The organism is Streptomyces sp. NPDC029138, from assembly GCF_055564375.1.
The window spans coordinates 1-21,565 of sequence record NZ_JBVHWM010000085.1 but is presented as its reverse complement, the minus strand read 5'-3'; the positions used below and the strand labels follow the sequence as shown (position 1 = coordinate 21,565).

General features: G+C 73.3%; 16 protein-coding genes and 2 pseudogenes. 12 read left to right on the top strand and 6 right to left on the bottom strand.

Annotated features, from left to right (window positions below; genetic code table 11):
- Positions 1 to 201 (bottom strand): annotated as a pseudogene (locus tag ACZ4WH_RS39280) (hypothetical protein); the annotation flags it as partial.
- A 489-nt stretch (positions 202 to 690) separates the two neighbouring features.
- Between ACZ4WH_RS39280 and ACZ4WH_RS39275 the strand changes: the two are divergent.
- The 8 genes and pseudogenes from ACZ4WH_RS39275 to ACZ4WH_RS39240 form a co-directional block, all read left to right on the top strand.
- A pseudogene (locus ACZ4WH_RS39275) lies at positions 691 to 1,446 on the top strand (hypothetical protein); the annotation flags it as partial.
- A gap of 205 nt (positions 1,447 to 1,651) precedes the next feature.
- Positions 1,652 to 2,494, top strand: a complete 843-nt coding sequence (locus tag ACZ4WH_RS39270; protein ID WP_468190018.1) for a nitrilase-related carbon-nitrogen hydrolase — start codon at positions 1,652 to 1,654, stop codon at positions 2,492 to 2,494.
- Positions 2,491 to 3,774 (top strand): aspartate aminotransferase family protein, encoded by a 1,284-nt coding sequence (locus ACZ4WH_RS39265; RefSeq protein WP_468190016.1) that lies wholly within the window; start codon positions 2,491 to 2,493, stop codon positions 3,772 to 3,774. The genes ACZ4WH_RS39270 and ACZ4WH_RS39265 overlap by 4 nt, the downstream gene beginning before the upstream one ends.
- A gap of 17 nt (positions 3,775 to 3,791) precedes the next feature.
- Positions 3,792 to 5,357: a PucR family transcriptional regulator gene (locus tag ACZ4WH_RS39260; protein WP_468190014.1), complete on the top strand. Its 1,566-nt coding sequence runs from the start codon at positions 3,792 to 3,794 to the stop codon at positions 5,355 to 5,357.
- Between the two features lie 155 nt (positions 5,358 to 5,512).
- On the top strand, positions 5,513 to 6,355 hold the full coding sequence (locus ACZ4WH_RS39255) for a nitrilase-related carbon-nitrogen hydrolase (RefSeq protein ID WP_468190012.1): 843 nt from the start codon (positions 5,513 to 5,515) through the stop codon (positions 6,353 to 6,355).
- 76 nt (positions 6,356 to 6,431) lie between these two features.
- Positions 6,432 to 7,826 carry a dihydropyrimidinase gene (hydA, locus tag ACZ4WH_RS39250; RefSeq protein WP_468190010.1) on the top strand — a complete coding sequence of 465 codons (1,395 nt, stop codon included), beginning with the start codon at positions 6,432 to 6,434 and terminating at the stop codon, positions 7,824 to 7,826.
- Positions 7,827 to 7,837: 11 nt separating this feature from the next.
- Entirely contained in the window at positions 7,838 to 8,857 is a 1,020-nt protein-coding gene (locus tag ACZ4WH_RS39245) for a TIGR03842 family LLM class F420-dependent oxidoreductase (protein ID WP_468190008.1), read from the top strand.
- Positions 8,858 to 8,997: 140 nt separating this feature from the next.
- Positions 8,998 to 10,521: an NCS1 family nucleobase:cation symporter-1 gene (locus ACZ4WH_RS39240; protein ID WP_468190006.1), complete on the top strand. Its 1,524-nt coding sequence runs from the start codon at positions 8,998 to 9,000 to the stop codon at positions 10,519 to 10,521.
- Between the two features lie 32 nt (positions 10,522 to 10,553).
- On the opposite strand, the gene ACZ4WH_RS39235 is transcribed toward ACZ4WH_RS39240, so the two are convergent.
- Complete coding sequence (locus ACZ4WH_RS39235) at positions 10,554 to 11,210, bottom strand: hypothetical protein (RefSeq protein WP_468190004.1); 657 nt, start codon at positions 11,208 to 11,210, stop codon at positions 10,554 to 10,556.
- Positions 11,207 to 11,524, bottom strand: coding sequence for a hypothetical protein (locus ACZ4WH_RS39230; protein ID WP_468190003.1), 318 nt, complete (start codon positions 11,522 to 11,524; stop codon positions 11,207 to 11,209). The genes ACZ4WH_RS39235 and ACZ4WH_RS39230 overlap by 4 nt, the downstream gene beginning before the upstream one ends.
- Before the next feature lie 200 nt (positions 11,525 to 11,724).
- On the opposite strand from ACZ4WH_RS39230, the gene ACZ4WH_RS39225 reads away from it, so the two are divergent.
- The 3 genes from ACZ4WH_RS39225 to ACZ4WH_RS39215 are packed head-to-tail and all read left to right on the top strand — an operon-like array spanning position 11,725 to position 17,719.
- Entirely contained in the window at positions 11,725 to 16,395 is a 4,671-nt protein-coding gene (locus ACZ4WH_RS39225) for a CHAT domain-containing protein (protein ID WP_468190001.1), read from the top strand.
- Entirely contained in the window at positions 16,392 to 17,069 is a 678-nt protein-coding gene (locus tag ACZ4WH_RS39220; protein WP_468189999.1) for a hypothetical protein, read from the top strand. Before ACZ4WH_RS39225 ends, ACZ4WH_RS39220 begins: the two co-directional genes overlap by 4 nt.
- Positions 17,069 to 17,719: an RES family NAD+ phosphorylase gene (locus tag ACZ4WH_RS39215; protein ID WP_468189997.1), complete on the top strand. Its 651-nt coding sequence runs from the start codon at positions 17,069 to 17,071 to the stop codon at positions 17,717 to 17,719. The genes ACZ4WH_RS39220 and ACZ4WH_RS39215 overlap by 1 nt, the downstream gene beginning before the upstream one ends.
- Before the next feature lie 99 nt (positions 17,720 to 17,818).
- On the opposite strand, the gene ACZ4WH_RS39210 is transcribed toward ACZ4WH_RS39215, so the two are convergent.
- From ACZ4WH_RS39210 to ACZ4WH_RS39200, 3 genes are all read right to left on the bottom strand, one after another.
- Complete coding sequence (locus tag ACZ4WH_RS39210) at positions 17,819 to 19,414, bottom strand: hypothetical protein (protein WP_468189995.1); 1,596 nt, start codon at positions 19,412 to 19,414, stop codon at positions 17,819 to 17,821.
- Positions 19,389 to 20,153 carry a hypothetical protein gene (locus ACZ4WH_RS39205; protein ID WP_468189993.1) on the bottom strand — a complete coding sequence of 255 codons (765 nt, stop codon included), beginning with the start codon at positions 20,151 to 20,153 and terminating at the stop codon, positions 19,389 to 19,391. The genes ACZ4WH_RS39210 and ACZ4WH_RS39205 overlap by 26 nt, the downstream gene beginning before the upstream one ends.
- A gap of 77 nt (positions 20,154 to 20,230) precedes the next feature.
- A complete protein-coding gene (locus tag ACZ4WH_RS39200) occupies positions 20,231 to 20,917 on the bottom strand; it encodes a hypothetical protein (RefSeq protein WP_468189991.1) in 687 nt (228 codons plus the stop codon).
- A 239-nt stretch (positions 20,918 to 21,156) separates the two neighbouring features.
- Here ACZ4WH_RS39200 and ACZ4WH_RS39195 point away from each other — a divergent pair, with 239 nt between their 5' ends.
- Positions 21,157 to 21,552, top strand: coding sequence for a 4Fe-4S cluster-binding domain-containing protein (locus ACZ4WH_RS39195; RefSeq protein WP_468189989.1), 396 nt, complete (start codon positions 21,157 to 21,159; stop codon positions 21,550 to 21,552).
- Positions 21,553 to 21,565 lie beyond the last annotated feature (13 nt).

Genomic DNA, 21,565 nt, shown 5'->3' with positions numbered 1-21,565 from the left:
CAGTCCGGTCAGCCTGCCCGGCCCGGCCAGCTCGGTCAGTCCGGTCAGCCTGCCCGGCCCGGCCAGCTCGGTCAGTCCGGTCAGCCTGCCCGGCCCGGCCAGCTCGGTCAGTCCGGTCAGCCTGCCCGGCCCGCCCAGCTCGGTCAGTCCGGTCAGCCTGCCCGGCCCGCCCAGCTCGGTCAGTCCGGTCAGCCCGCCCAACCGGCCCAGTCCGGTCAGCCTGCCCGGCCCGGCCAGCTCGGTCAGTCCGGTCGGCCCGCCCGGCCCGACCAGCTCGGTCAGCCCGCCCAGCCCGGTCAGCCTGCCCAGTTCGGCCAGTCCGCCCGGCTCGGCCGGTGGGCAGAGGCCACTCCCGCATATGCGCCGCCAGCCTCGCCAGGCGCCGCTTCTGCATATGTGCCCCCAGCCTCTCCAGGCGCCACTGCCGCGTATGCGCCGCCGGCCTCGCCAGGCACCACTCCCGCGTATGCGCCCCCGGCCTCGCCAGGCACCACTCCCGCGTATGCGCCCCCGGCGTCGCCAGGCACCACTCCCGCGTATGCGCCCCCGGCGTCGCCAGGCACCACTCCCGCGTATGCGCCCCCAGCCTCTCCAGGCACCGCTGCCGCGTATGCGCCGCCGGCCTCGCCGACCCCTGTCCTGCCAGGCGCTGCCGGTGCCGGTTCGGAGGCCGGCCCCTCGCTGGACAGCCCCGCCTCCCCCGACCCCACCCCCAAGTCCCGCAAGCGTCGCCGGGGCAGTGCCCGGTTCGCCGGGGTCGTCGGTGGGGAGGAGGTCGCGCCTGTCGTCGTGCCGCAGGCTTCTGACGGTGTCGGGGTGGACGTCACCGGCGGGTCGCGGACGCCGCGAGGGGCCAGGTTCGCCGGGGTCGCGGAGGTGGCGGAGCCGTTGGTGCCGGAGGGCGCGGCCGTGGACGAGGGGGCCCGGGAGGCCGTCGACGGGGTCGTCGGGCGGCTGGCGCGGTTGCGGGGTGAGGGGCGGAGCGGGGAGGCGCATGTGGTGCTGGTCGAGGCCGCCCGGTGGCCCGTGGGCCGTCTGCCGCTGCTCGCGGACGCCCTGCACCGGGCCGGGCTCGGCGCCGACTGGGCCACGCTGCTGTGGGAGGCCGCCGCGCTGCCCGCCGAGCGGCTGGTCGCCGCCGCCGACGCGCTCGCCGCGGCCGGGCGGGGCGGCGACGGCCGGCAGCTGCTGCGGCAGGGCGTGGCCCGCTCGGCGGAACAGATCGGCGCGGCCGTGCTGCGGATGGAGGGCGAGGGCAGGCGCCGGGAGGCGCGGGCCCTGCTGGACGCCTACGTACGCGTCCGTCCTCCCGAGGAGGCCGCCCGGTGTGTCGCCGCCGACCCCGCGCGCCTGGTCCCGCTGCTGCTGGAGGCCGCGCTCGGCGTCTCCGACGAGCGGCACTGGGACCTCGTGCACGCCCTGCGGGTCGCCGGGCACACGCCGTGACAGGGTATGGCGGGTAGTGTCCTGGTGTGTCACGATCCGCGTCCGGGGCCGGGCCGTCGGCTCACCCGCAGGGGTGTGAATCGTGATCGACTCAGCGGGTTGACGGCGATGGTCTTGGCAAGGGCCGCGCGGAGGCTTACTTTCGTCCCTCTACGGCCTGCTCTACGGGCGTAGAGGCTCTGACGTCGTGTCGAAGGAGCAGCTCATGACCAACGTCGTCCGCGCCGCTCTGGTCCAGGCCACCTGGACCGGCGACACCGAGTCCATGGTCGCGAAACACGAGGAGCACGCCCGCGAGGCGGCCCGCCGGGGCGCCCGGATCATCGGGTTCCAGGAGGTCTTCAACGCCCCCTACTTCTGCCAGGTCCAGGAGCCGGAGCACTACCGCTGGGCCGAGCCGGTGCCCGACGGCCCGACCGTGCGCCGGATGCGGGAGCTGGCGCGCGAGACCGGCATGGTGATCGTCGTCCCGGTCTTCGAGGTCGAGCAGTCCGGCTTCTACTACAACACCGCCGCGGTGATCGACGCCGACGGCACCTACCTCGGCAAGTACCGCAAGCACCACATCCCGCAGGTCAAGGGCTTCTGGGAGAAGTACTACTTCAAGCCCGGCAACCTCGGCTGGCCCGTCTTCGACACCGCCGTCGGCAAGGTCGGCGTCTACATCTGCTACGACCGCCACTTCCCGGAGGGCTGGCGGCAACTCGGGCTCAACGGCGCCCAGTTGGTGTACAACCCGTCCGCCACCCACCGGGGCCTGTCCGCCTACCTGTGGCAGCTGGAGCAGCCCGCGGCGGCCGTCGCCAACGAGTACTTCATCGCCGCCATCAACCGGGTCGGGCGAGAGGAGTACGGCGACAACGACTTCTACGGGACGTCGTACTTCGTCGATCCGCGCGGGCAGTTCGTGGGTGAGGTCGCCGACGACAAGAGCGAGGAACTCCTCGTCCGCGACCTGGACTTCGACCTCATCGAGGAAGTGCGGCGGCAGTGGGCCTTCTACCGCGACCGCCGCCCCGACGCCTACGAAGGGCTGGTGCAGCCGTGAACGAACTCTACTCCCGCCACCGCAGGGTCCTGCCCGACTGGCTCGCCCTGTACTACGACGACCCGATCGAGCTGAGCCACGGCGAGGGACGCCACGTCTGGGACACCGCCGGCCGCCGCTACCTGGACTTCTTCGGCGGCATCCTGACCACACTGACCGCGCACGCGCTGCCCGAGGTGACCAAGGCGGTCAGCGAGCAGGCCGGCCGGATCATCCACTCCTCGACCCTCTACCTCAACCGGCCGATGGTCGAACTCGCCGAGCGCATCGCCCAGTTGAGCGGCATCCCGGACGCCCGGGTGTTCTTCACGACCTCCGGCACCGAGGCCAACGACACCGCCCTGCTGCTCGCCACCACCTACCGGCGCAGCAACACCGTCCTCGCCATGCGCAACAGCTACCACGGCCGGTCCTTCAGCGCGATCGGCGTCACCGGCAACCGCGGCTGGTCCCCGACCTCCCTGTCCCCGTTGCAGACCCTGTACGTCCACGGCGGCGTGCGCACCCGGGGGCCGTTCGCCCACCTCGACGACCGCGCGTTCATCGACGCCTGTGTCGCCGACCTGAAGGACGTCCTCGGCCACACCCGGCCGCCGGCCGCGCTGATCGCCGAACCCGTCCAGGGCGTCGGCGGGTTCACCTCCCCGCCGGACAGCCTCTACGCCGCCTTCCGCGAGGTGCTGAAGGAGCACGGCGTCCTGTGGATCGCCGACGAGGTGCAGACCGGCTGGGGCCGCACCGGCGACCACTTCTGGGGGTGGCAGGCGCACGCCCGCAGCGGCCCGCCGGACATCGTCACCTTCGCCAAGGGCATCGGCAACGGCATGTCCATCGGCGGGGTGATCGCCCGCTCCGAGATCATGAACTGCCTGGACGCCAACAGCATCTCCACCTTCGGCGGCACCCAGATCACCATGGCCGCCGGCCTCGCCAACCTCACCTACCTGCTCGAACACGACCTCCAGGGCAACGCCCGGCGCGTCGGCGGCCTGCTCGTCGAGCGGCTGCGGGCGGTCGGCGCGCAGCTGCCCGGGGTGCGGGAGGTGCGCGGACGCGGGCTGATGATCGGCGTCGAGCTGGTCAAGCCGGGCACGGACGAGGCCGACCCGCAGGCCGTCGCCGCGGTGCTGGAGGCGGCCCGGGAGGGCGGGCTGCTCCTGGGCAAGGGCGGCGGGCACAACACCAGCGCCCTGCGGATCAGCCCGCCGCTGTCGCTGACGGTCGCCGAGGCCGAGGAGGGCGCGGCGATCCTGGAACAGGCGCTGAGGAGCACGTACTAGAGAACAGGTGTACGGCCATGAGCATCACCTCGGAGTCCCGGCACGTCCTGGAACCCGCCCTCTCCGTGCGCCAGGTGCTGACCCTGGAACGCGTCCTCGCCGGGGAGCCCGAGGTGGTGGCCGGCGCCGCACAGCTCGACCGGCCGGTGCGCTGGGTGCACGTCGCCGAGGCGGCCGACGTCGGCGTGATGCTCAGCGGCGGGGAGATGGTCCTCACCACCGGCGTGCTGCTCGCCGGGGACGAGGCCCGGCAGGCCGAGTACATCCAGTCCCTGCACCGGGCGGAGGCGGCGGCCGTCGTCCTCGGTCTCGGCCGGGCCTTTCCCGCGCCGCCCGAGGTGATGCGCCGGGCCGCAGAGCGGTGCGGGCTGCCCATGGTCGTACTGCACCGGCCGTTCCCCTTCGCCGAGCTGACGGAGGAGGTGCAGTCCCGGCTGGTGCGGCGGAAGTTCGCCGCGATCAGCCTGTCGGAGACCGTACGCACCGCCCTCACCGGGCTGATCACGGCCGGCGCCCCGCTGCAACGGCTGCTCGACGAGGTCGCCCGGCACAGCGGCTGCCCGGTCGTCGTCACCAACCTCGCCCACCGCGTGCTCGGCACGGCGGGGGAGCGGTCAGCGGTGGACGACGTGCTGCGCGACTGGGAGCGGATCGCCCGGCAGGCCGGCGGCAGCGCCGGTGACGGCTGGGTCCGGGCCGAGCTGGGCGGACGCGGGGAGCGGTGGGGGCGGCTGCTGCTGTGCGGCTACCGGGGCGACGCGGCCACCGGACGGCTGCTCGCGGACCGGGCCGCCGAGGCCCTGGTGCTGCACCGGATGCTCGGCGGCGCCTGCGCGCACAGCTGGGAGGAGCAGTCCGCGCAGAGCCTGCTGACCGACCTCGTCTCCGGGGTCGTACCGGCCCGGCAGCTGTTGCCCCGAGCCCGGGCGGCCGGGCTGCCGGTCAACCGGCGGACCTTCGTCCCGCTCGTCGTCCAGGGCCGCACATCGGACCGACTCGACCGGGTGCTGCGCCTGCTGGGGCTGCCCGGTATCGTCGCCGAACTCACCGACGGCGCTGCCACCGTGCTGCTCAGCCTCGCCCGCGACCAGGACGCCGAGGCGCTCACCGCGCACTTCGCGACCCGGCTGCGCGCCGAGTCCCCGGCCGTGGTCGCCGCCGCCGGTCCCCGCACCGCGTGGGACGACGTGCCCGCCGGGCTTCGCGAGGCCCGGCATGTCGCCGACGCCGTCGCCGGCTCCTCGGCCGCCCTCGACCTGCCGGCCGTCGTCCGCCTCAAGGACGTCCATCTGCGCGGGCTGATCCGTCTGCTGCGCGACGACCCGCAGGTGCAGTCCTTCGCCGAGCGCGAGCTGGACGGGCTGCTGTGCGCCGCCGAACCGGAACTGCTGAACGTGCTGCGGACCTATCTGGCGACGGGCCGCAACAAGTCCCGTACCGCCCAGCTCCACCATGTCTCCCGGCCGGCCCTCTACCGCCGCCTGGAGGCCATACAGGCCCGCCTCGGCGTCGACCTGGACGACTTCGAACAGGCGGCCTCCGTGCACATCGCGCTCCTCGCGCACGACGCGCAACAGGGGTGAAACATGCGACGACCTGCGAAAACGGCGGTGAAACATGGGACCGCGCACGCGTGACACGGTGGCACGCCGACCGCCCGGGGACGTGACACGCTGCCCGTCGAACCGGCCGTCCGGGCTTCCTACGCTCAGCGCACACCGAGCTACCGGAGGTCCCGATGAGCCGAGTGATCCGTGCCGCCCTCTTCCAGACCGCCTGGACCGGCGACAAGGAGTCCATGATCCAGGTGCACGAGCAGGCGGCCCGCGACGCCGCCGCCCAGGGCGCCCAAGTCCTCTGCTTCCAGGAGCTGTTCTACGGCCCCTACTTCTGCCAGGTCCAGGACAAGGCGTTCTACGAGTACGCCGAGCGGATCCCGGAGGGCCCGACCGTCCGGCGCTTCCAGGCCCTCGCCCGCGAGCTGGGCATCGTCCTCGTCCTGCCCATGTACGAGGAGGAGCAGCCGGGCGTCCTGTACAACACGGCCGCCGTGATCGACGCGGACGGCTCCTACCTCGGCAAGTACCGCAAGACCCACATCCCCCAGGTCCAGGGATTCTGGGAGAAGTTCTACTTCCGCCCCGGCAACAGCGGCTGGCCCGTCTTCGACACCGCCGCCGGCCGGATCGGCGTCTACATCTGCTACGACCGCCACTTCCCGGAGGGCTGGCGGGCGCTCGGCCTCGCCGGTGCCGAGATCGTCTTCAACCCGTCGGCCACATCGCGCGGCCTGTCCCGCTACCTCTGGCAGCTGGAGCAGCCGGCGGCGGCCGTCGCCAACGAGTACTTCGTCGGCGCGATCAACCGGGTCGGCGTGGAGGACCTGGGCGACAACGACTTCTACGGCACCACCTACTTCGTGGACCCGGAGGCCCAGTTCGTTGGCGAGGTCGCGAGCGACAAGGAGAGCGAACTCGTCGTCCGCGACCTGGACCTGGCCAAACTCCGGGAGGTCCGCGACCGCTGGCAGTTCTACCGGGACCGCGCGCCGGGGGCGTACGACCCGCTGACGGCGCCGTGAGGGCGCCCTGAAGGGGCGCGGGGAACTGCCCGACCAGCCACGACGACCCGCAGGTGACCACGGAAGAGAGGCACCCATGACCACGCGTACCGTCATCCGCGGTGGCCTAGTCATCACCGCGTCCGACGAGATCCACGCCGACGTCCTCATCGAGGACTCCCGCATCGCCGCCCTGGCCGCGCCCGACTCACAGAACTGGAGCGCGGACCGCGCGATCGACGCCACCGGGAAGTACGTCATCCCGGGCGGCGTGGACGCCCACACCCACATGGAGCTGCCCTTCGGCGGCACCTTCGCCTCCGACACCTTCGAGACCGGCACCCGGGCCGCCGCCTGGGGCGGTACGACGACCATCGTGGACTTCGCGGTGCAGAGCGTCGGCCACACCCTGCGCGAGGGCCTGGACACCTGGCACGCCAAGGCCGAGGGCAACTGCGCGATCGACTACGCCTTCCACATGATCGTCTCCGATGTGAACCAGGAGACGCTCAAGGAGATGGACCTGCTGATCGAGGAGGGGGTCACCAGCTTCAAGCAGTTCATGGCGTACCCCGGGGTCTTCTACTCCGACGACGGGCAGATCCTGCGCGCCATGCAGCGCTCCGCCGAGAACGGCGGGCTGATCATGATGCACGCCGAGAACGGCATCGCCATCGACGTGCTGGTCGAGCAGGCGCTCGCCCGGGGCGAGACCGACCCGCGCTACCACGGGGAGGTGCGCAAGGCCCTGCTGGAGGCGGAGGCCACCCACCGGGCCATCAAGCTCGCCCAGGTGGCCGGCGCGCCCCTGTACGTCGTGCACGTCTCCGCCATGGAGGCCGTGGCCGAGCTGGCGCGGGCGCGCGACGAGGGGCTGAACGTCTTCGGCGAGACCTGCCCGCAGTACCTGTTCCTGTCCACCGACAACCTCGCCGAACCCGGCTTCGAGGGCGCCAAGTACGTGTGCAGCACACCGCTGCGGCCGAAGGAGCACCAGGCCAGGCTGTGGCGGGGCCTGCGGACCAACGACCTCCAGGTCGTCTCCACCGACCACTGCCCCTTCTGCTTCACCGGCCAGAAGGAACTGGGCCGCGGCGACTTCTCCAAGATCCCCAACGGGCTTCCGGGCGTGGAGAACCGTATGGACCTGCTCCACCAGGCGGTCGTGGACGGGCACATCTCCCGCCGCCGCTGGATCGAGATCGCCTGCGCCACCCCGGCCCGGATGTTCGGCCTGTACCCGAAGAAGGGCACCATCACCCCGGGCGCCGACGCGGACGTCGTCATCTACGACCCGCACGCCGAGCAGGTGATGTCCGCCGAGACCCACCACATGAACGTCGACTACTCGGCGTACGAGGGCAAGCGCGTCACCGGCCGCGTCGAGACGGTCCTGTCGCGCGGCGAACTCGTCATCGACCAGCGGGAGTACACCGGCCACGCCGGGCACGGCGTCTTCACCCCGCGCTCCACCTGTCAGTACCTCAACTAGGAGTGGCGCCCATGGACTTCGGACTCGTCCTCCAGACCGACCCGCCCGCCTCCCGCGTCATCAGCCTGATGAAACGGGCCGAGCGCAACGGCTTCCGCTACGGCTGGACCTTCGACTCCGCCGTGCTCTGGCAGGAACCGTTCGTGATCTACAGCCAGATCCTGGCGAACACCCAGAAGCTCAAGGTCGGCCCGATGGTCACCAACCCGGGCACCCGCACCTGGGAGGTCACCGCCTCCACCTTCGCCACCCTCAACGACATGTTCGGCAACCGCACCGTCTGCGGCATCGGCCGCGGCGACTCCGCGATGCGCGTCGCGGGCCGCAAACCCAACACCCTCGCCCGGATCAGCGAGGCCATGAAGGTGATCCGCGCCCTCGGCCGGGGCGAGGAGGCCGACCTCGGCGGTACGAAGATCCGGTTCCCGTGGATCAGGGAGGGCGCCGAACTCCCTGTCTGGATGGCCGCGTACGGCCCGAAGGCGCTGAAGATGACCGGCGAGGAGGCCGACGGGTTCATCCTCCAGCTCGCCGACCTGTACCTGACCGAGTACATGGTGAAGGCCGTCAAGGACGCGGCAGTGGCGGCCGGCCGTGACCCGTCCGAGGTGACGATCTGCGTCGCCGCGCCGGCGTACGTCACCGAGGACGACTCGCCCGAGGCCCTCGCGCACGCCCGCGACGAGTGCCGCTGGTTCGGCGGCATGGTCGGCAACCACGTCGCCGACCTGGTCACCAGATACGGCGAGCACTCCGCCCAGATCCCGGAGGAACTCACCGACTACATCAAGGCCCGGCAGGGCTACGACTACGCGCACCACGGCCGCAGCGGCAACCCGGACACCGCGTTCGTGCCCGACGAGATCGTGGACCGGTTCTGCGTCATCGGCCCGGTCGAGAAACACGTCGAGAAACTGACCGCGCTGCGCGCCCTGGGCGTCGACCAGTTCGCGGTGTACGACATGCACGACGCGCAGGAGGCCACGATCGAGGCCTACGGCCACCACGTCATCCCCGCCGTCAACTCCTGACCTTCCGCCGTCGCCTGACCCCCGCCCACGCTTCCCGAGTCCCCCCACGCCCCTCTTGGTCTCCCCTCCCTGCCGTCCCGGGGGAGGGGGCTGGTGCCCGCACGGCCATCCCGATCCGTCTCTCCCCGATTGGCCAGCCCATGACCGACACCGCTCCCACGGCCGTACCGATATCCGGCCAAGTCACCCTCCCCGACGGGCGCGTGGAACTCGCCCCCGGCACACCGCCGCCCAGCGGCCCCTACGCCAACGAGGACCTGCTCCCGGTCCCCGTGGCCGGGCGCACGTGGACGACGTACAACTTCTCCGCCCTGTGGGTCGGCATGGCCCACAACACCGCCTCCTGGACCCTCGCCTCCGGGCTGATCGCGGTGGGCATGGACTGGAAGCAGGCGGTGTTCACCATCGCCCTCGCCAACCTGATCGTGCTGGTGCCGATGCTGCTCACCGGGCACGCGGGCCCCAAGTACGGCATCCCCTTCCCGGTCTTCGCCCGCGCCTCCTTCGGCGTGCGCGGCGCCAACCTGCCCGCCGTGGTCCGGGCGTTGGTGGCGTGCGGCTGGTTCGGCATCCAGACCTGGATCGGCGGCGAGGCGATCTACTTCCTCGCCGGGAAGCTGATCGGCGACAGCTGGAAGAACGCCGGGCACATCGGCGGCTACGCCTGGACGATGTGGCTGTCCTTCGCGATCTTCTGGGTGATCCAGGTGGCCATCATCCACCGGGGCATGGAGACCATCCGCCGCTTCGAGAACTGGGCCGCGCCCTTCGTCCTGGTCGGCGCTTTCGTGATGCTGTGGTGGATGAGCGACAAGGCCGGGGGCGTCGGGCCGCTGTTCGACCAGCCGTCCAAGCTCGGCTGGGGCGGCGACTTCTGGAAGCTGTTCTGGCCCTCCCTCATGGGCATGATCGGCTTCTGGTCCACGCTGTCGCTCAACATCCCCGACTTCACCCGCTATGGCAGGAGCCAGCGCGCGCAGACCTGGGGCCAGGCCCTCGGCCTGCCGACCACGATGACCCTGTTCGCGTTCCTGTCCGTGCTGGTCACCTCCGGCTCGCAGGCCGTGTACGGCGAACCGGTCTGGGACCCGGTGCAGTTGGCGGCGAAGACGGACAACGTGGTCGGCCTGCTGTACGCGCTCGTGACCGTCCTGGTGGCGACGCTGTCCGTGAACATCGCCGCCAACCTGGTCTCCCCGGCCTTCGACTTCTCCAACGTGGCGCCCCGGAAGGTGAGTTTCCGCACCGGCGCCCTGATCACCGCGGTCCTCGCCGTGCTGATCTTCCCCTGGAAGCTGTACTCCGACCCGCAGGGCTACATCTTCACCTGGCTCGGCCTGGTCGGCGGCCTGCTCGGCACGGTCGCCGGCATCCTCGTCGCCGACTACTGGCTGCTGCGCCGCACCCGCCTGGACCTCGGCGACCTGTACCGTCCGGGCGGCCGGTACTGGTACGCGGGCGGCTGGAACTGGCGGGCGGTCGTCGCGTTCCTGGCGGGCGGCGTCCTCGCGCTCGGCGGCGCGAGCCTCAAACCCCTGACCGACGGCCGCCCGATCCCCGCCCTGGCGCCCCTCGCGGACTACGGCTGGGCGGTGGGCCTCGGCACCTCCCTGGTGCTCTACCTGACCCTCACCCTGGCCTCGGGGCGGCGCGCCGGCGGCTGAGCGGCCCCGCCTGGGCGGCATCCGGAGCGGCATCACGGTGAGGGCGCGGCGCCCGGGCAGTCGTCGACCGCGGTCAGGGCCTCGGCCCGGGCCAGCCGCACCGCGACCTCACCGGTGTCCGTCCTGACCGGCAGCACTCCGTCCTCGACGCGCCCGGGCTTCCCGCACACCACCCCCGACGGGGTGCGCACCAGGATGCGGGGGCCGTCCTTCTCGGGGCCGTACCAGGTCAGCGCCACCGCCGTGACCAGCAGCGCCCCGCAGATGATCGTCAGCGCCACCCCACGGGTGAGGGCCCGTACCGTGCGACGGGTCTCCATGTGATCGCCCAGGTGCAGCGCGGTGGCCGTGGCGGGCACACCGGTGGGCAGCCGGACCCCGGCGGGCGCGCCGTGCGCCGCCCGGAGCAGCAGCAGCGCGCCGAGCGTGCCGCACAGCAGACACAGCAGCAGCGCGCCGCCCACCAGGGCGTCGTACGGGGAGGCCAGTCTCCCCACGTCGGTACGGCCCTTGATCAGGCCGAAGCCGAGCAGCCCGGCGAACAGCGCCGCGAGCCCGTTGCGCCAGGCGAGCGCCGCCTCCCGGGCACGGGACAGCTCACCGGCGAGCAACTCCCGGGTCTGCCGGGCCGCCTGGCGGTCGGCCGGGGTCCCGGGCGGCCCCGGCCGGACCCGTGGGCGCGGGGTCACCTCCGCTCCACGACGACGTTCCAGTAGGCGCCGCACCCCGTCTCCTCGGCCGGCCGGCCCGGATGCCCGGCCTCGCACGCGCAGAGCACCGGGACGTGCGCCGGCCGGGGCCCGCGGCGTGGCGAGCGGAACACCCGGTCCGTGTGCGTGTACGTGAACGCGCAGCCGCACCGGGGACAGCGGCCGTGCAGGACGACCACGCCGGCGTCCGCCGCCTCGACCCGCAGACCGGTCGTGTAGCGGGCCGCGTAGTCGTCCTGGGTGGTCTCCAGGTACGGCACGAGAGTGCCGGGCCCTGGTCCGCAGTTCGTCACCGTGTTCCCCCTCCGGCCGCCGGTGCCGCTGTCCTCGACTCGCGGTCCAGCATGCCGACTTCGCCCCTCCCGTGCCACGGCGGATCGGTCGGAAACCGGCCGGGAGCCGGGCGTTGTCCGGCAGGATGCCGCTCAGGGCGCGCCGGACCCGGCTGCCGGAACACGGGAACGGGCACCATGGCGACGGGAGGGGATGACGCATGACTGAAGCCGGGGCCGCCCCCGTGGCCGACCGCGCCGCCGCCGCGCTCGCGCGCACGGACGGATTCTCCGTACCGGTCGAACCGGAGGCGTACCGAGGGGTACGAGGACCGGAACTCGACGCGCTCACGGACGAACTGGCCTCGCTCCTCGCCGAGTTGCGCTCGGCCGAGGGCGGTGGGGCGACGGCCGCGACGGTGGCGGCACGGCTCGGCCGCTGCCACGCCGTACGGTTCGTCCTCGAAGGCGCCCCGGCCGACCGGGAGCGGGCGCTCCCCCTGCTGGAGGAAGCCCTTACGGCGGCCCTGCTCGGCGAGGAGGAACGGGAGGCCGCGTACCGGGACCTCGTCGGACTGGTCGGGTCACGGCTGGTACGGCTCGACCGCGACGCCACCGCCGGACTTTCCGGCCACTGGACCGTCGACCGGCTCATGTCCCTGGTCTCGCTCGGCACCCCGCTCACCGAGGGCGGTTCGGGCATGGTGGAGGACAGCGCGCTGCTCGTCCGGCTGCTGCTGGAACGCGAGCAGCAGCGGATGACTCCCCAGTTCCGGGACGGCCTGCGGGTCTTCGGCGAGATGACCGACGCGCTGCTGTCCGGCGACACCGACACGCTCGTCCGCGGCGGCCGGCGGATCGTCGACACCATGACGGACGGAGCGCTGCCGTCCTCACTGGGCACCCTGCTGTCGTTGATGCTCGGCCAGATGGAGCGACTCACACCTGACGAGACCGGCGACGCGCCGGCCGACGACTCCTCCGACGGTGTCGCGGAGATCCGGCACACCCTGAGCCAGTTCCTGGCCCTGGCCGAGGTGATGTCGCCCGGGACCGTGGCGCCGCAGAACGTCTCCGCACTCCTTGCCGAGTTGTCGGGAGACCCGGCCGCCGCCGTGACGGACGGGCGCGCCCCCCTGCCGTCCCGGATGGTCGCCGCGCTCGTCCACGTCGCCCTCGCCACCCGCACCGGCGACATGGAGGGGTTCCGTACGGCGCTCCGGCTGATGCACGAGGCCTCGGCCGACGGGGAACTCGACAGCCGCGCCCACAGCGAGTGGCTCCGTACCGTCGTGCCCGGACTGCTCCTCGGCGCCGCCCTCACCGGCGGCAGCCTCCAGGACGAGGACATGGCCCGGGAACTGTTCGAGTCGCAGCAGTGGGACGACGACCCCACGAGCGTCACCGCCGCCACCCTGCGTCTGTGCGGGGCGGCCGTCCGGCTCCACGTGCGGGTGACGTCCGCCCTGGACCGGGGCGACGTCGGGGCGATCGAGGACGCCGTCGACGCGCTGTGCGAACTGGAACTGGACGAGACCTACGACGGCGCCGAGGAATGGACCGGCGTCCTGACCGGCTTCGTCCTCGGCATGGCCTACCTGGGCCGCGTCGTGCTCGCGCCGGCGGCGGACGACCGGACCGCACATCTGCGGGCGGCCGTGCACCACCTCCAGCGGGCCGTGGAGACGTCCGTGGACATGCCCGTCCTGCGCAGCCTCCTCGACATCACCTGGGCACCGCTGATCACCCTCACGGCGATCGCCGAGTCGGACCCGGGCCGCATCGCCGAGGGCGTCCAGCGCGCCCGGGCCGCCCTGGACGCCACCGGATTCACCTCCGACTTCCGGCCCCGGGCACGCGGCGGCATCGCGCTCGCTCTGGACACCCTGCACCTCCTCACCGGGGACGCCGGCGCGCTGGACGAGGCGATCGACGAGCTGACCCAGGCGCTCACGGAACTACCCGACGGCGCCCCTGGCGGAGCCGGCCTCACCTGGGACCTGGCGGCACTGCACGCCAAGCGCGCGACCCTCCGGGCGAACAGGGCGGATACGGACGGAACTCTCCCGCCGGACGGGTCTGGTGCCGAGGCTGCCCTCCCGGGAGAGCAGTCCGAGGTGGACGAGCACCGGCGGGCGGATGGGTCTGGTGCCGAGGTTGCCCTTCCGACGGGGGAGTCGGGGGTGGGCGATGTGCTGCGGGCGGGTGAGACCGGTGCGGGCGGGGCGCTGTGGGCTGGTGGGTCCGGTGCCGAGGTCGCCCTCCCGGGAGGGAAGTCCGAGGTGGACGAGCACCGGCGGGCGGATGGGTCTGGTGCCGAGGTTGCCCTTCCGACGGGGGAGTCGGGGGTGGGCGATGCGCTGCGGGCGGCTGAAACCGGTGCGGGCGGGGCGCTGTGGGCCGGTGGGTCCGGTGCCGAGGCTGCCCTCCCGGGAGGGAAGTCCGAGGGGGACGAGCACCGGCGGGCGGACGGGTCTGGTGCTGATGGCGGTCTGCGGGCAGGCGGGGCCGGTGCCGACGACGATTTGCGGGTCGCCGTCGGACTCGCCCGTAGGTCCCTGCGGCTGTCCGCCGACGACGTCCTGCTCCAGCAGGGCGTCGGCCGTGGCCTGCGCATCGCGCGCGCGGCGGCCGACCGGGGCCGCCGGGCGGCCTTCTGGGCGCTGCGCGCCGGACTCACCGAGGAGGCCATCGCATCCCTGGAGGCGGGCCGCTCCCTGGTGCTCGGCGCGGCGGCCGTCTCGGCGGGCGTCGCCGACCGGTTGGCGGCCCTCGGCGAAACGGAACTCGCCGACCGCTGGCGCGACGCCGCCGCCGACCCCGCCTGGGAGCGGACCGACGACCGCTCCCTCCTGGAACTGTCGGCCGACGTGGGCGCGGGGACCGGCGGCGAGGCGCGGGGACGCTCATCGCTCGGGGCGCTCGCCGACGCGAGCGGGGGCCCCGACGGTGCATCGCAGGGTCGCGATTCGCTGGAGATGGATACCGCGGTCGATCCCGGTGCCACCGTTGACGGGCGGGGGCGCTCCGAGCTGGAGATGTCCGCCGGCGCGGGTGCCGACGGTGGCCTGCGGGGCTCGTTGGGGGTGCTTGCCGACGTGGGGACGGGCGGTGCCGGTGAGGGGCGGGGGCGCTCCCCGCTGGAGATGTCCGCCGGCTCGGGTGCCGGCGGTGGCCTGCGGGGCTCGTTGGGGGCGCTTGCCGACTCGCGGCCGGGCGCTGTCTGCGAGGGGCGGGAGCGTTCTCCGCTGGAGATGTCCGCCGGCGCGGGTGCCGACGGTGGCCTGCGGGGCTCGCTGGGGGCGCTTGCCGACTCGGGGCCGGGCGCTGTCTGCGAGGGGCGGGAGCGTTCTCCGATGGAGATGTCCGCCGGCTCGGGTGCCGGCGGTGATCTGCGGGGCTCGTTGGGGGTGCTTGCCGACGTGGGGACGGGCGGTGCCGGTGAGGGGCGGGGGCGCTCCCCGCTGGAGATGCTCGCCGCGGCGGGTGCGGGCGCTCCCGGCCTGCCCGGTGACCTGCGGCGCCGCTCGCTGGAGCTGCTGCGGGGGCAGGGCGACGACGTGGAGCCGGTGGTCGCCTCCGTGAGCGACCTGCGTGCCGGACTGCGGAAGGCAGGGGCGGACGCGCTGCTGTACCTCGTGCCCGGCGTCGACGACCCCGACGGGGCGGTCCTGGTCGTCCCCGCCGACGGCCCCGTCACGGCGCTGCCCCTGCCGGGCCTCACCCCCGACGGCCGCGAACCGGTCGCGCGGTACCTGGCGGCCGGCGCGGACCGCCAGCGCCTGGAGACCGCCGACGAGGACACCGTCAACCCGCGAGAGAAGGACCGCGCCGAGCGACGCTGGCTGCGGGCCCTGGACGACCTGTGCGTCTGGGCCGGCGGCGTACTCGGCCCCGCCCTGGACCGCTTGGCCCTGTGGGACCGGGCTCTCGCTGAGTCCGGGTTGGGTCCCGACGGCACCCACGGCGAAGCCGTGCGGCTCGTCATCGTGCCCTGTGGGGACCTCGGTGTCGTGCCCTGGCAGGCGGGTGTCCTGGAGGTGGCCGGTGTGGCGCGGGGGGTGCGGGTCTGTGAGGTCGGGGTTCTCACCTACGCCGCCTCCGGGCGGGAGTTTCTGCGGGCCGCGGCCCGTCGGCGTATGGCGCCCGGTGACCGGCCGGCCCTGGTGTTCCACGGCGTGGACGATCTGGAGTGGGCCGAGGAGGAGATCGAGACCTTGGCCGGCGTCCATTATCCGGGCGCCCTGGTCCACCATCCCGACGACAACCCCGCCACCCCGGAGACCGTCCTGGCCCTGCTCGGCGGCCGGGCCACCGCCCCCGCCTCCCTCGTGCACCTGGCCTGCCACGGGCTCGCCGGGCCGGACCCCACCCGCTCGGCCCTGCGACTGGCGGCATCGAGTGAGGACGGCGAGTCCACCGGCACCGGCGGTGATCTCACGTTGAGCACTCTGCTGGAGACGCCCGCCGAGGGCGACGCCTTCCGCTCGGCCGGCCCCCTGGTCGTATGCGGCGGCTGCGAGACCGACCTCACCACCCGCGACCACGACGAGGCGCTGACCGTCACCTCGGTCCTGGTGCACCGGCTGGCCGCCGACGCCATCGGTTCCCGCTGGAAGGTCGACGACATGCGGTCCGAGCTGCTGATGCTCGTCCTGCACGACGCGCTCGCCCGGGGCCTCGCCCCACCGGACGCGCTGCGCGCCGCCCAGCGCTGGATGCTCACCCCGCCCGGCGAGCGCCCGCCCGTCCCGGCGCTGGAAGGCATCTCGGCCGCCTGGCGGCTCGCGGAGGACTTCCGCGACCGGCCCGACACCTGGGCGGCCTTCGTCCACCACGGCAACCCCGCACCGGCGGCTCCCGCCCGGCGGCAGGAAGGAGAGCGCGCATGACGTCGGAGGAACTGCTCAGGCTCCTGGAGAGTCACTGGACCACCGTCGTCACCGGGCTGGACGAGGACGACCTCGGCCATGTCTCCGATGCCCTGCGCGAGATGCGTGAGGAGACCGCCGCCGGCAGTCCGGCGGCCGTGGCCCGTGTCGTACGCCGGCTGAAGCGCACGCTGTCCGCGCTGCCGCCCGACCACCCCGTGGCCAAGGCGCTCGGCGGCCACCGCTACGCCGCCGTCGCCCGCGAACTGCCCAGCCTCACCACGATCGACGCGGTGATCGACGTCCTCGGCACCCCGCCGCCCGACCCCGCCGAACTGCTGCGGTCGGCCCGCCGCCGGCTCCTCGCCGCCCCCGCGCTGACCGAGGCCGAGCACGCGGCCCTGACCACCACCCCGTCCGAAGGTGCCGACCGGCCCGCCGAGCTGATCCGGCTCCGCGACCCGGACCGCGGCGTCCGCTACCCCCGCTTCCAGTTCAGGCCCGGCACCGCCGAACCGCTGCCGGTCGTCCGGCGGATCAACGTACTGCTCCGCGCGGACCGCGACCCGTGGGGCGCCGCCGACTGGTGGCTGGGCGGCAACCGGTGGCTGGGCGGCGTCCCGGCGGAACTGCTCGGTGTCCTGCCGGACGACGCGCTGGAACGCGCCGCCGCCGAACTGGTGGGAGCGTACTGATGGCGGGTCAGCTTCCGCCCCAGGGCGTTCCGATGAAGCCGTTGCGGCACGCCCTCAGGGCGGGCACGGTGCTGTGGCGGTGCCACGAGGAGCAGTTCGAGGCCGGCGAGTTCAACCCGAACGTCGCCCACGAGTTCTTCAAGGGCAGCCGCTTCGACCCCACCGAGAAGGACCCCTATCCCTACCTCTACGCCGCCCTCGATCCGGTCACCGCGCTGTCCGAAGTCCTGCTCAGGTCTGTGGAGTTCGGCGACGACGGGGTGCGCCAGATCCCCTGGGCACAGGCCTCCCGGTACGTCCTCTCGGCGGTCCGCACCACGGCGGACCTCTCCCTGGCGGACCTCACGACCGCCGAGGGCCTGGCCGCCGTCTGGCAGGACGACTGGCTGATCGACACCGAGGAGTACGCCGGGACCCGGTACTGGGTGCGGGTGATCCGCGAACGCTGCGACGACGTGCAGGGCCTGTGGTGGACGTCCAAGCGCTGCCGGCCGCGCCCCGCGCTCCAGCTGTTCCAGGACCGCTGCCCGGACGCGCCCCTCGATCCGCGTCCCCGGGACCGCCTGCGGCTGGCGTCGAAGGACGACGTACGCAAGGTCAACCGGCTGCTGGCGCCGCTGCACGCCGTCGTCTCCGCCACGGGGGACTGAGCGGCACCGGACATACGCGACCGCCCCGGTCCCCTCGCGGGGGCCGGGGCAGTGCCGGTGCGGCGTGCCGTGGACGTTCAGCCGTCCGGCAGCCGTCTCTCAACGGTCCCGCAGCGGTGCCGGCAGCAGCGGCCAGTTCCGGGACAGGCGCATCGCCGACTCGGTGACGGCGGTGTCCCTGGAGGCCGTCATCACCCCGTCGAGATACTCGTGGGCGGCGGCCTCGTACAGCTGGCGGGCCGCGGCGATCCGCTCGTTGGCGGCCTCCCTGCGATGCTCCTGCCGGTCCTCGGCCGTCTGCTGCGCGGCCCGGGCCCGCTCGGTGGCGGCGGCGCTCCGCTCGCGCCGCCGCTGGAGCTCCGCACGCCGTTCGACCGCCGTGCGGTAGGCGTCGAGGAACGGGTGTTCCCGGAACAGGCCGAGCAGGAAGCCGACCCCGCCGGAGAGCAGCAGCAGCGCGCAGAACAGCCAGGTCACCGTCTGGGTCGACAGGTGCAGCCGGTCCACCAGGGTCGAGGTGTCGGCCGACGGGCCGCCGATCCCGCGGAAGCCCGCGGTCTCCTTGCCGGTGGGCGCCGGAGCGTCGTGCTGCATCACGAACTTGGCCCGCAGCGTGCCGAGCACCCAGGTCAGGCCGCCCCACACGCCGAGCAGCGACAGGGCGGGAAGCCATCCGCTGCGCGGCGATCCGGTCGCCGAGCGCCACCGCAGCATGTGCCCCGCCAGGTGCGGCAGGATCAGCATGATGACGGCGGAGGAGATGGCGAGCGTACCGGAGAGCGCGTCCCCGCCGGTGCTGCCGATCCCGTGGAAGGGCTGGTAGGCGACCCAGTAGACCGGGACTTCGACGGCCATGATGACGAACAGCAGGACCAGGGTCAGCCAGCGGGGGAGACCGGGGCGGGTCTGGAGCCCCTCCCAGCCCTCGCCCGACCCGATGCCGGTCTCCCGCCGTGCGGCGCGGAACTCCTCCCGCAGCGCGGTGGGCGAGATGTCGTCCGCGTCGGTGCCCGCCGTGGACACCGACTGCCAGTCGTCGCCCGGCTCCGCGGTCTCGTCCTTGCCGGTCGCCGGCCCGGGCTCATCAGGAGCAGTGTCCGGGTCCGTGGTGCGGCCGGCCGGCGGCCCGGCGGCGTCCGGGAAGCGGGCGCGCAGCCAGCGTTCCTCGACCCGTTCACGCAGCCGGTCCCGGAAGCGGAGCCAGCGCGAGGACCGGAGCGCGAGGAGGTTGAGCTGGCTCCGGGCCGCCTCGATGTCCCGGTCGGCCTCCCTCAGCCGCTCGTCCAGGAGCCGGGTCTCCTCCTCGCCCGCGGTCACGGCGGTGGCCGCCTGGGCGTCCTGGAGCCGTGCCGCCTCCTCCCACAGGCGCAGGTCCTCCTCGATCCGGTGGATCACGGTGTCCCGTACGGAGGCCAGTTCGGCGAAGTACGGCAACCGGTCACCGCTGTTGAGCACCCACGGGTCCAGCGTCCGCTTCCGCCCGGCCGTCCTGCCGCGCTTGCGGGCCGTGCCGAGCAGACCGCTCTCGGCCTTGTCGTCGAGGACCAGGGGCCGCCGGCCGGCGAGTCCGCCGGGGGCGGGGCCGGGCGCGGGCCGGGTGGTCCGCTGTGTGCTCCGCCCCGGGAACGGCACATAGCGGGTGAGCCGCCGGCGGCGCGGCTCGGGTGCGTCAGCGCTTGTACTGGGTGTCGACATGTGCCTTGGCCCTCCCTTCGAGCGCTTCCACCCAGAAGGACTCGAAGTCGTCGGCCTCGCTGGGTTTCGCCGAGTACTGCATGCCGAGCCCGACAGGGAAGACGTCCATGCCCTGGATGCCGGGCAGGCCCCGGTTCTTCACGAGCGAGTCGATGACCTTGGCCCTCCCGGCCTTGGTGGTGAGGTCCTGGCGGGACAGGGCGAACTCCGGGTCGGCCTGGTCGAAGTCGCTCACGACGAGCAGCTTCGGCGCCTCGCCGTCGTCGGGTACGGCCTCCCCGATGCGGGCCAGCGCCCCCCACACGTCCGAACCGTTCTGCGTGCGGGCGCACTTCAGCTCGGCGAGCGCCGCGACGGCGGCGTCCCGCTGGGCATCGGCCCGCTGGACCTTCTGGTCGGTGTTGGCGTCGTGCGGCGGGTCGAGGTCCACCTGGCCCTGGCGGCAGGAGGAACTGCGCGAGGACCGGGTGATGGGCGCGAAGTCGACGGTGCCGCACTTCTGGTCGGTGAGGAACTCGATGAGGCTGTCCTTGAGTTTGGCCTCCGAGTCGAATCCCTGCTTGACCGCGGCGGCCGACCCGGAGCCGTCGACGACCACCCCGCAGGGCGTGGTGAGGGCTTCCTCCTGCTTGGTGCAGGAGACGAGAGCGGAGAGCGCGCACACCAGCGGGACGACGACGGCGAGCCGGCGGGCGGCGCGGACGGGGGACCGGTGAGCGGTCCGGGCCGAGTCATGCACGATGACGTTCCTTGGCCTTCCTGGGAGCGGGGGACGGGGAGCGGACGGGGAACGGACGGCGGGCGGAAGGGAGACGGTCATCGGCCGCGGACGCCGCTCGTGGCGTCGCCGCCGCGCGCCGCCTGGTGGTCGAGGATGTGCAGCGCCTGCGCGACGGCCGACGGATCGGTGTCGTGGCCGGCGCCCTCCGGGGCGTACCAGCGGTCGTTGAGCAGACCGTCGTCCAGGTGGGCCCAGGTGCGGTCCAGGGTGATCTCCCCGGGCAGCCAGCCCGTGGGCCGTGGCCCGCTGACATGGCCGTCGCGTTGGCTGCGGGTCCAGGCGCCGTCCCAGTAGCAGGCAATCAACTGGTTGGCCTCGTCGGCGAGTTGCTGGGCCTGCTGGCGGCAGACGGAGGCGGCCGAACGCCACTGACCGACCATCTGCCCGAACCGGGCGAGCGCGGCCGGCGCCGGTTCCTCGCGCACCGTGTACTGGGTCACCACCCGCACCGACTCGGCCTGGATCCGGATGTGCAGCGCGCGGTGCGCCACGAGGGTGCGGGAGCGCAGCCGGGCGCTGCCGCGCCGGACCTGCGCGCGCAGGCCCAGGATGTAGGGCGGCAGGCCGTCGTCGTCGGCCGGTGTGCGGCCGGCCGCCGCGTCCGTCAGGAATTCCCGGAGCCCGGCCGCGTCCCGGCGACCGTGGAACCGGGCGCGTGCCGAGGAGAGACGCCCCGCTTTCAGCCGTCGAACCCGGACGTTTATTCGAGCTTTGTTGATCATTTTCGAAGAGCCCCCATTTCGTCGCGGGCGGTCCGGGTGGGAAGGCGCCGCGATGGGGAGAGAGTAGCGGAGCGAAACCCCTAGCGGGACACGTGATTTGAGGGGAACCGATCATTCTTTGTGGTGCTCCGGAAAACAACCGGATCCCGCCCGGCGGAGAGCCGGATCGAGGGCTTCCGGCAATTGCGGGCGCCCCTCGGCGCACTGGATACTCCAAGCCGGTCCGAGGAGGAGATGCCGTGGAATTGCGCCTCGACGGGACGCACTACCCGCTGGAAACACTGGGTCCGGGAAAACGGCTCGGCGTCTGGTTCCAGGGCTGCTCCCTGGCCTGCCCCGGATGCATGTCCCGGCACACCTGGGACCCGGCGGCGGGCACGCCGACCACCGTCTCCGAGGTGCTCGCGCTGTGGCGGCGGGCCCTCGCCGACGGGGCCGACGGCCTCACGGTCAGCGGCGGCGAGCCCCTGCAACAGGCGGCGGCGCTCGGTGACCTCCTGGCCGGTGCGGCACGCCTGCGGGACGGGGGCCGGCGCCGCGAGGGGAGCGCCGGGGCCCACCCCCCCGACCCGCTCGTTTACACCGGGGACAAAACCCAAGGAACGACACCCGAGAGGCGGAACACCCCCCGCTGAGTGGACGCCGTGG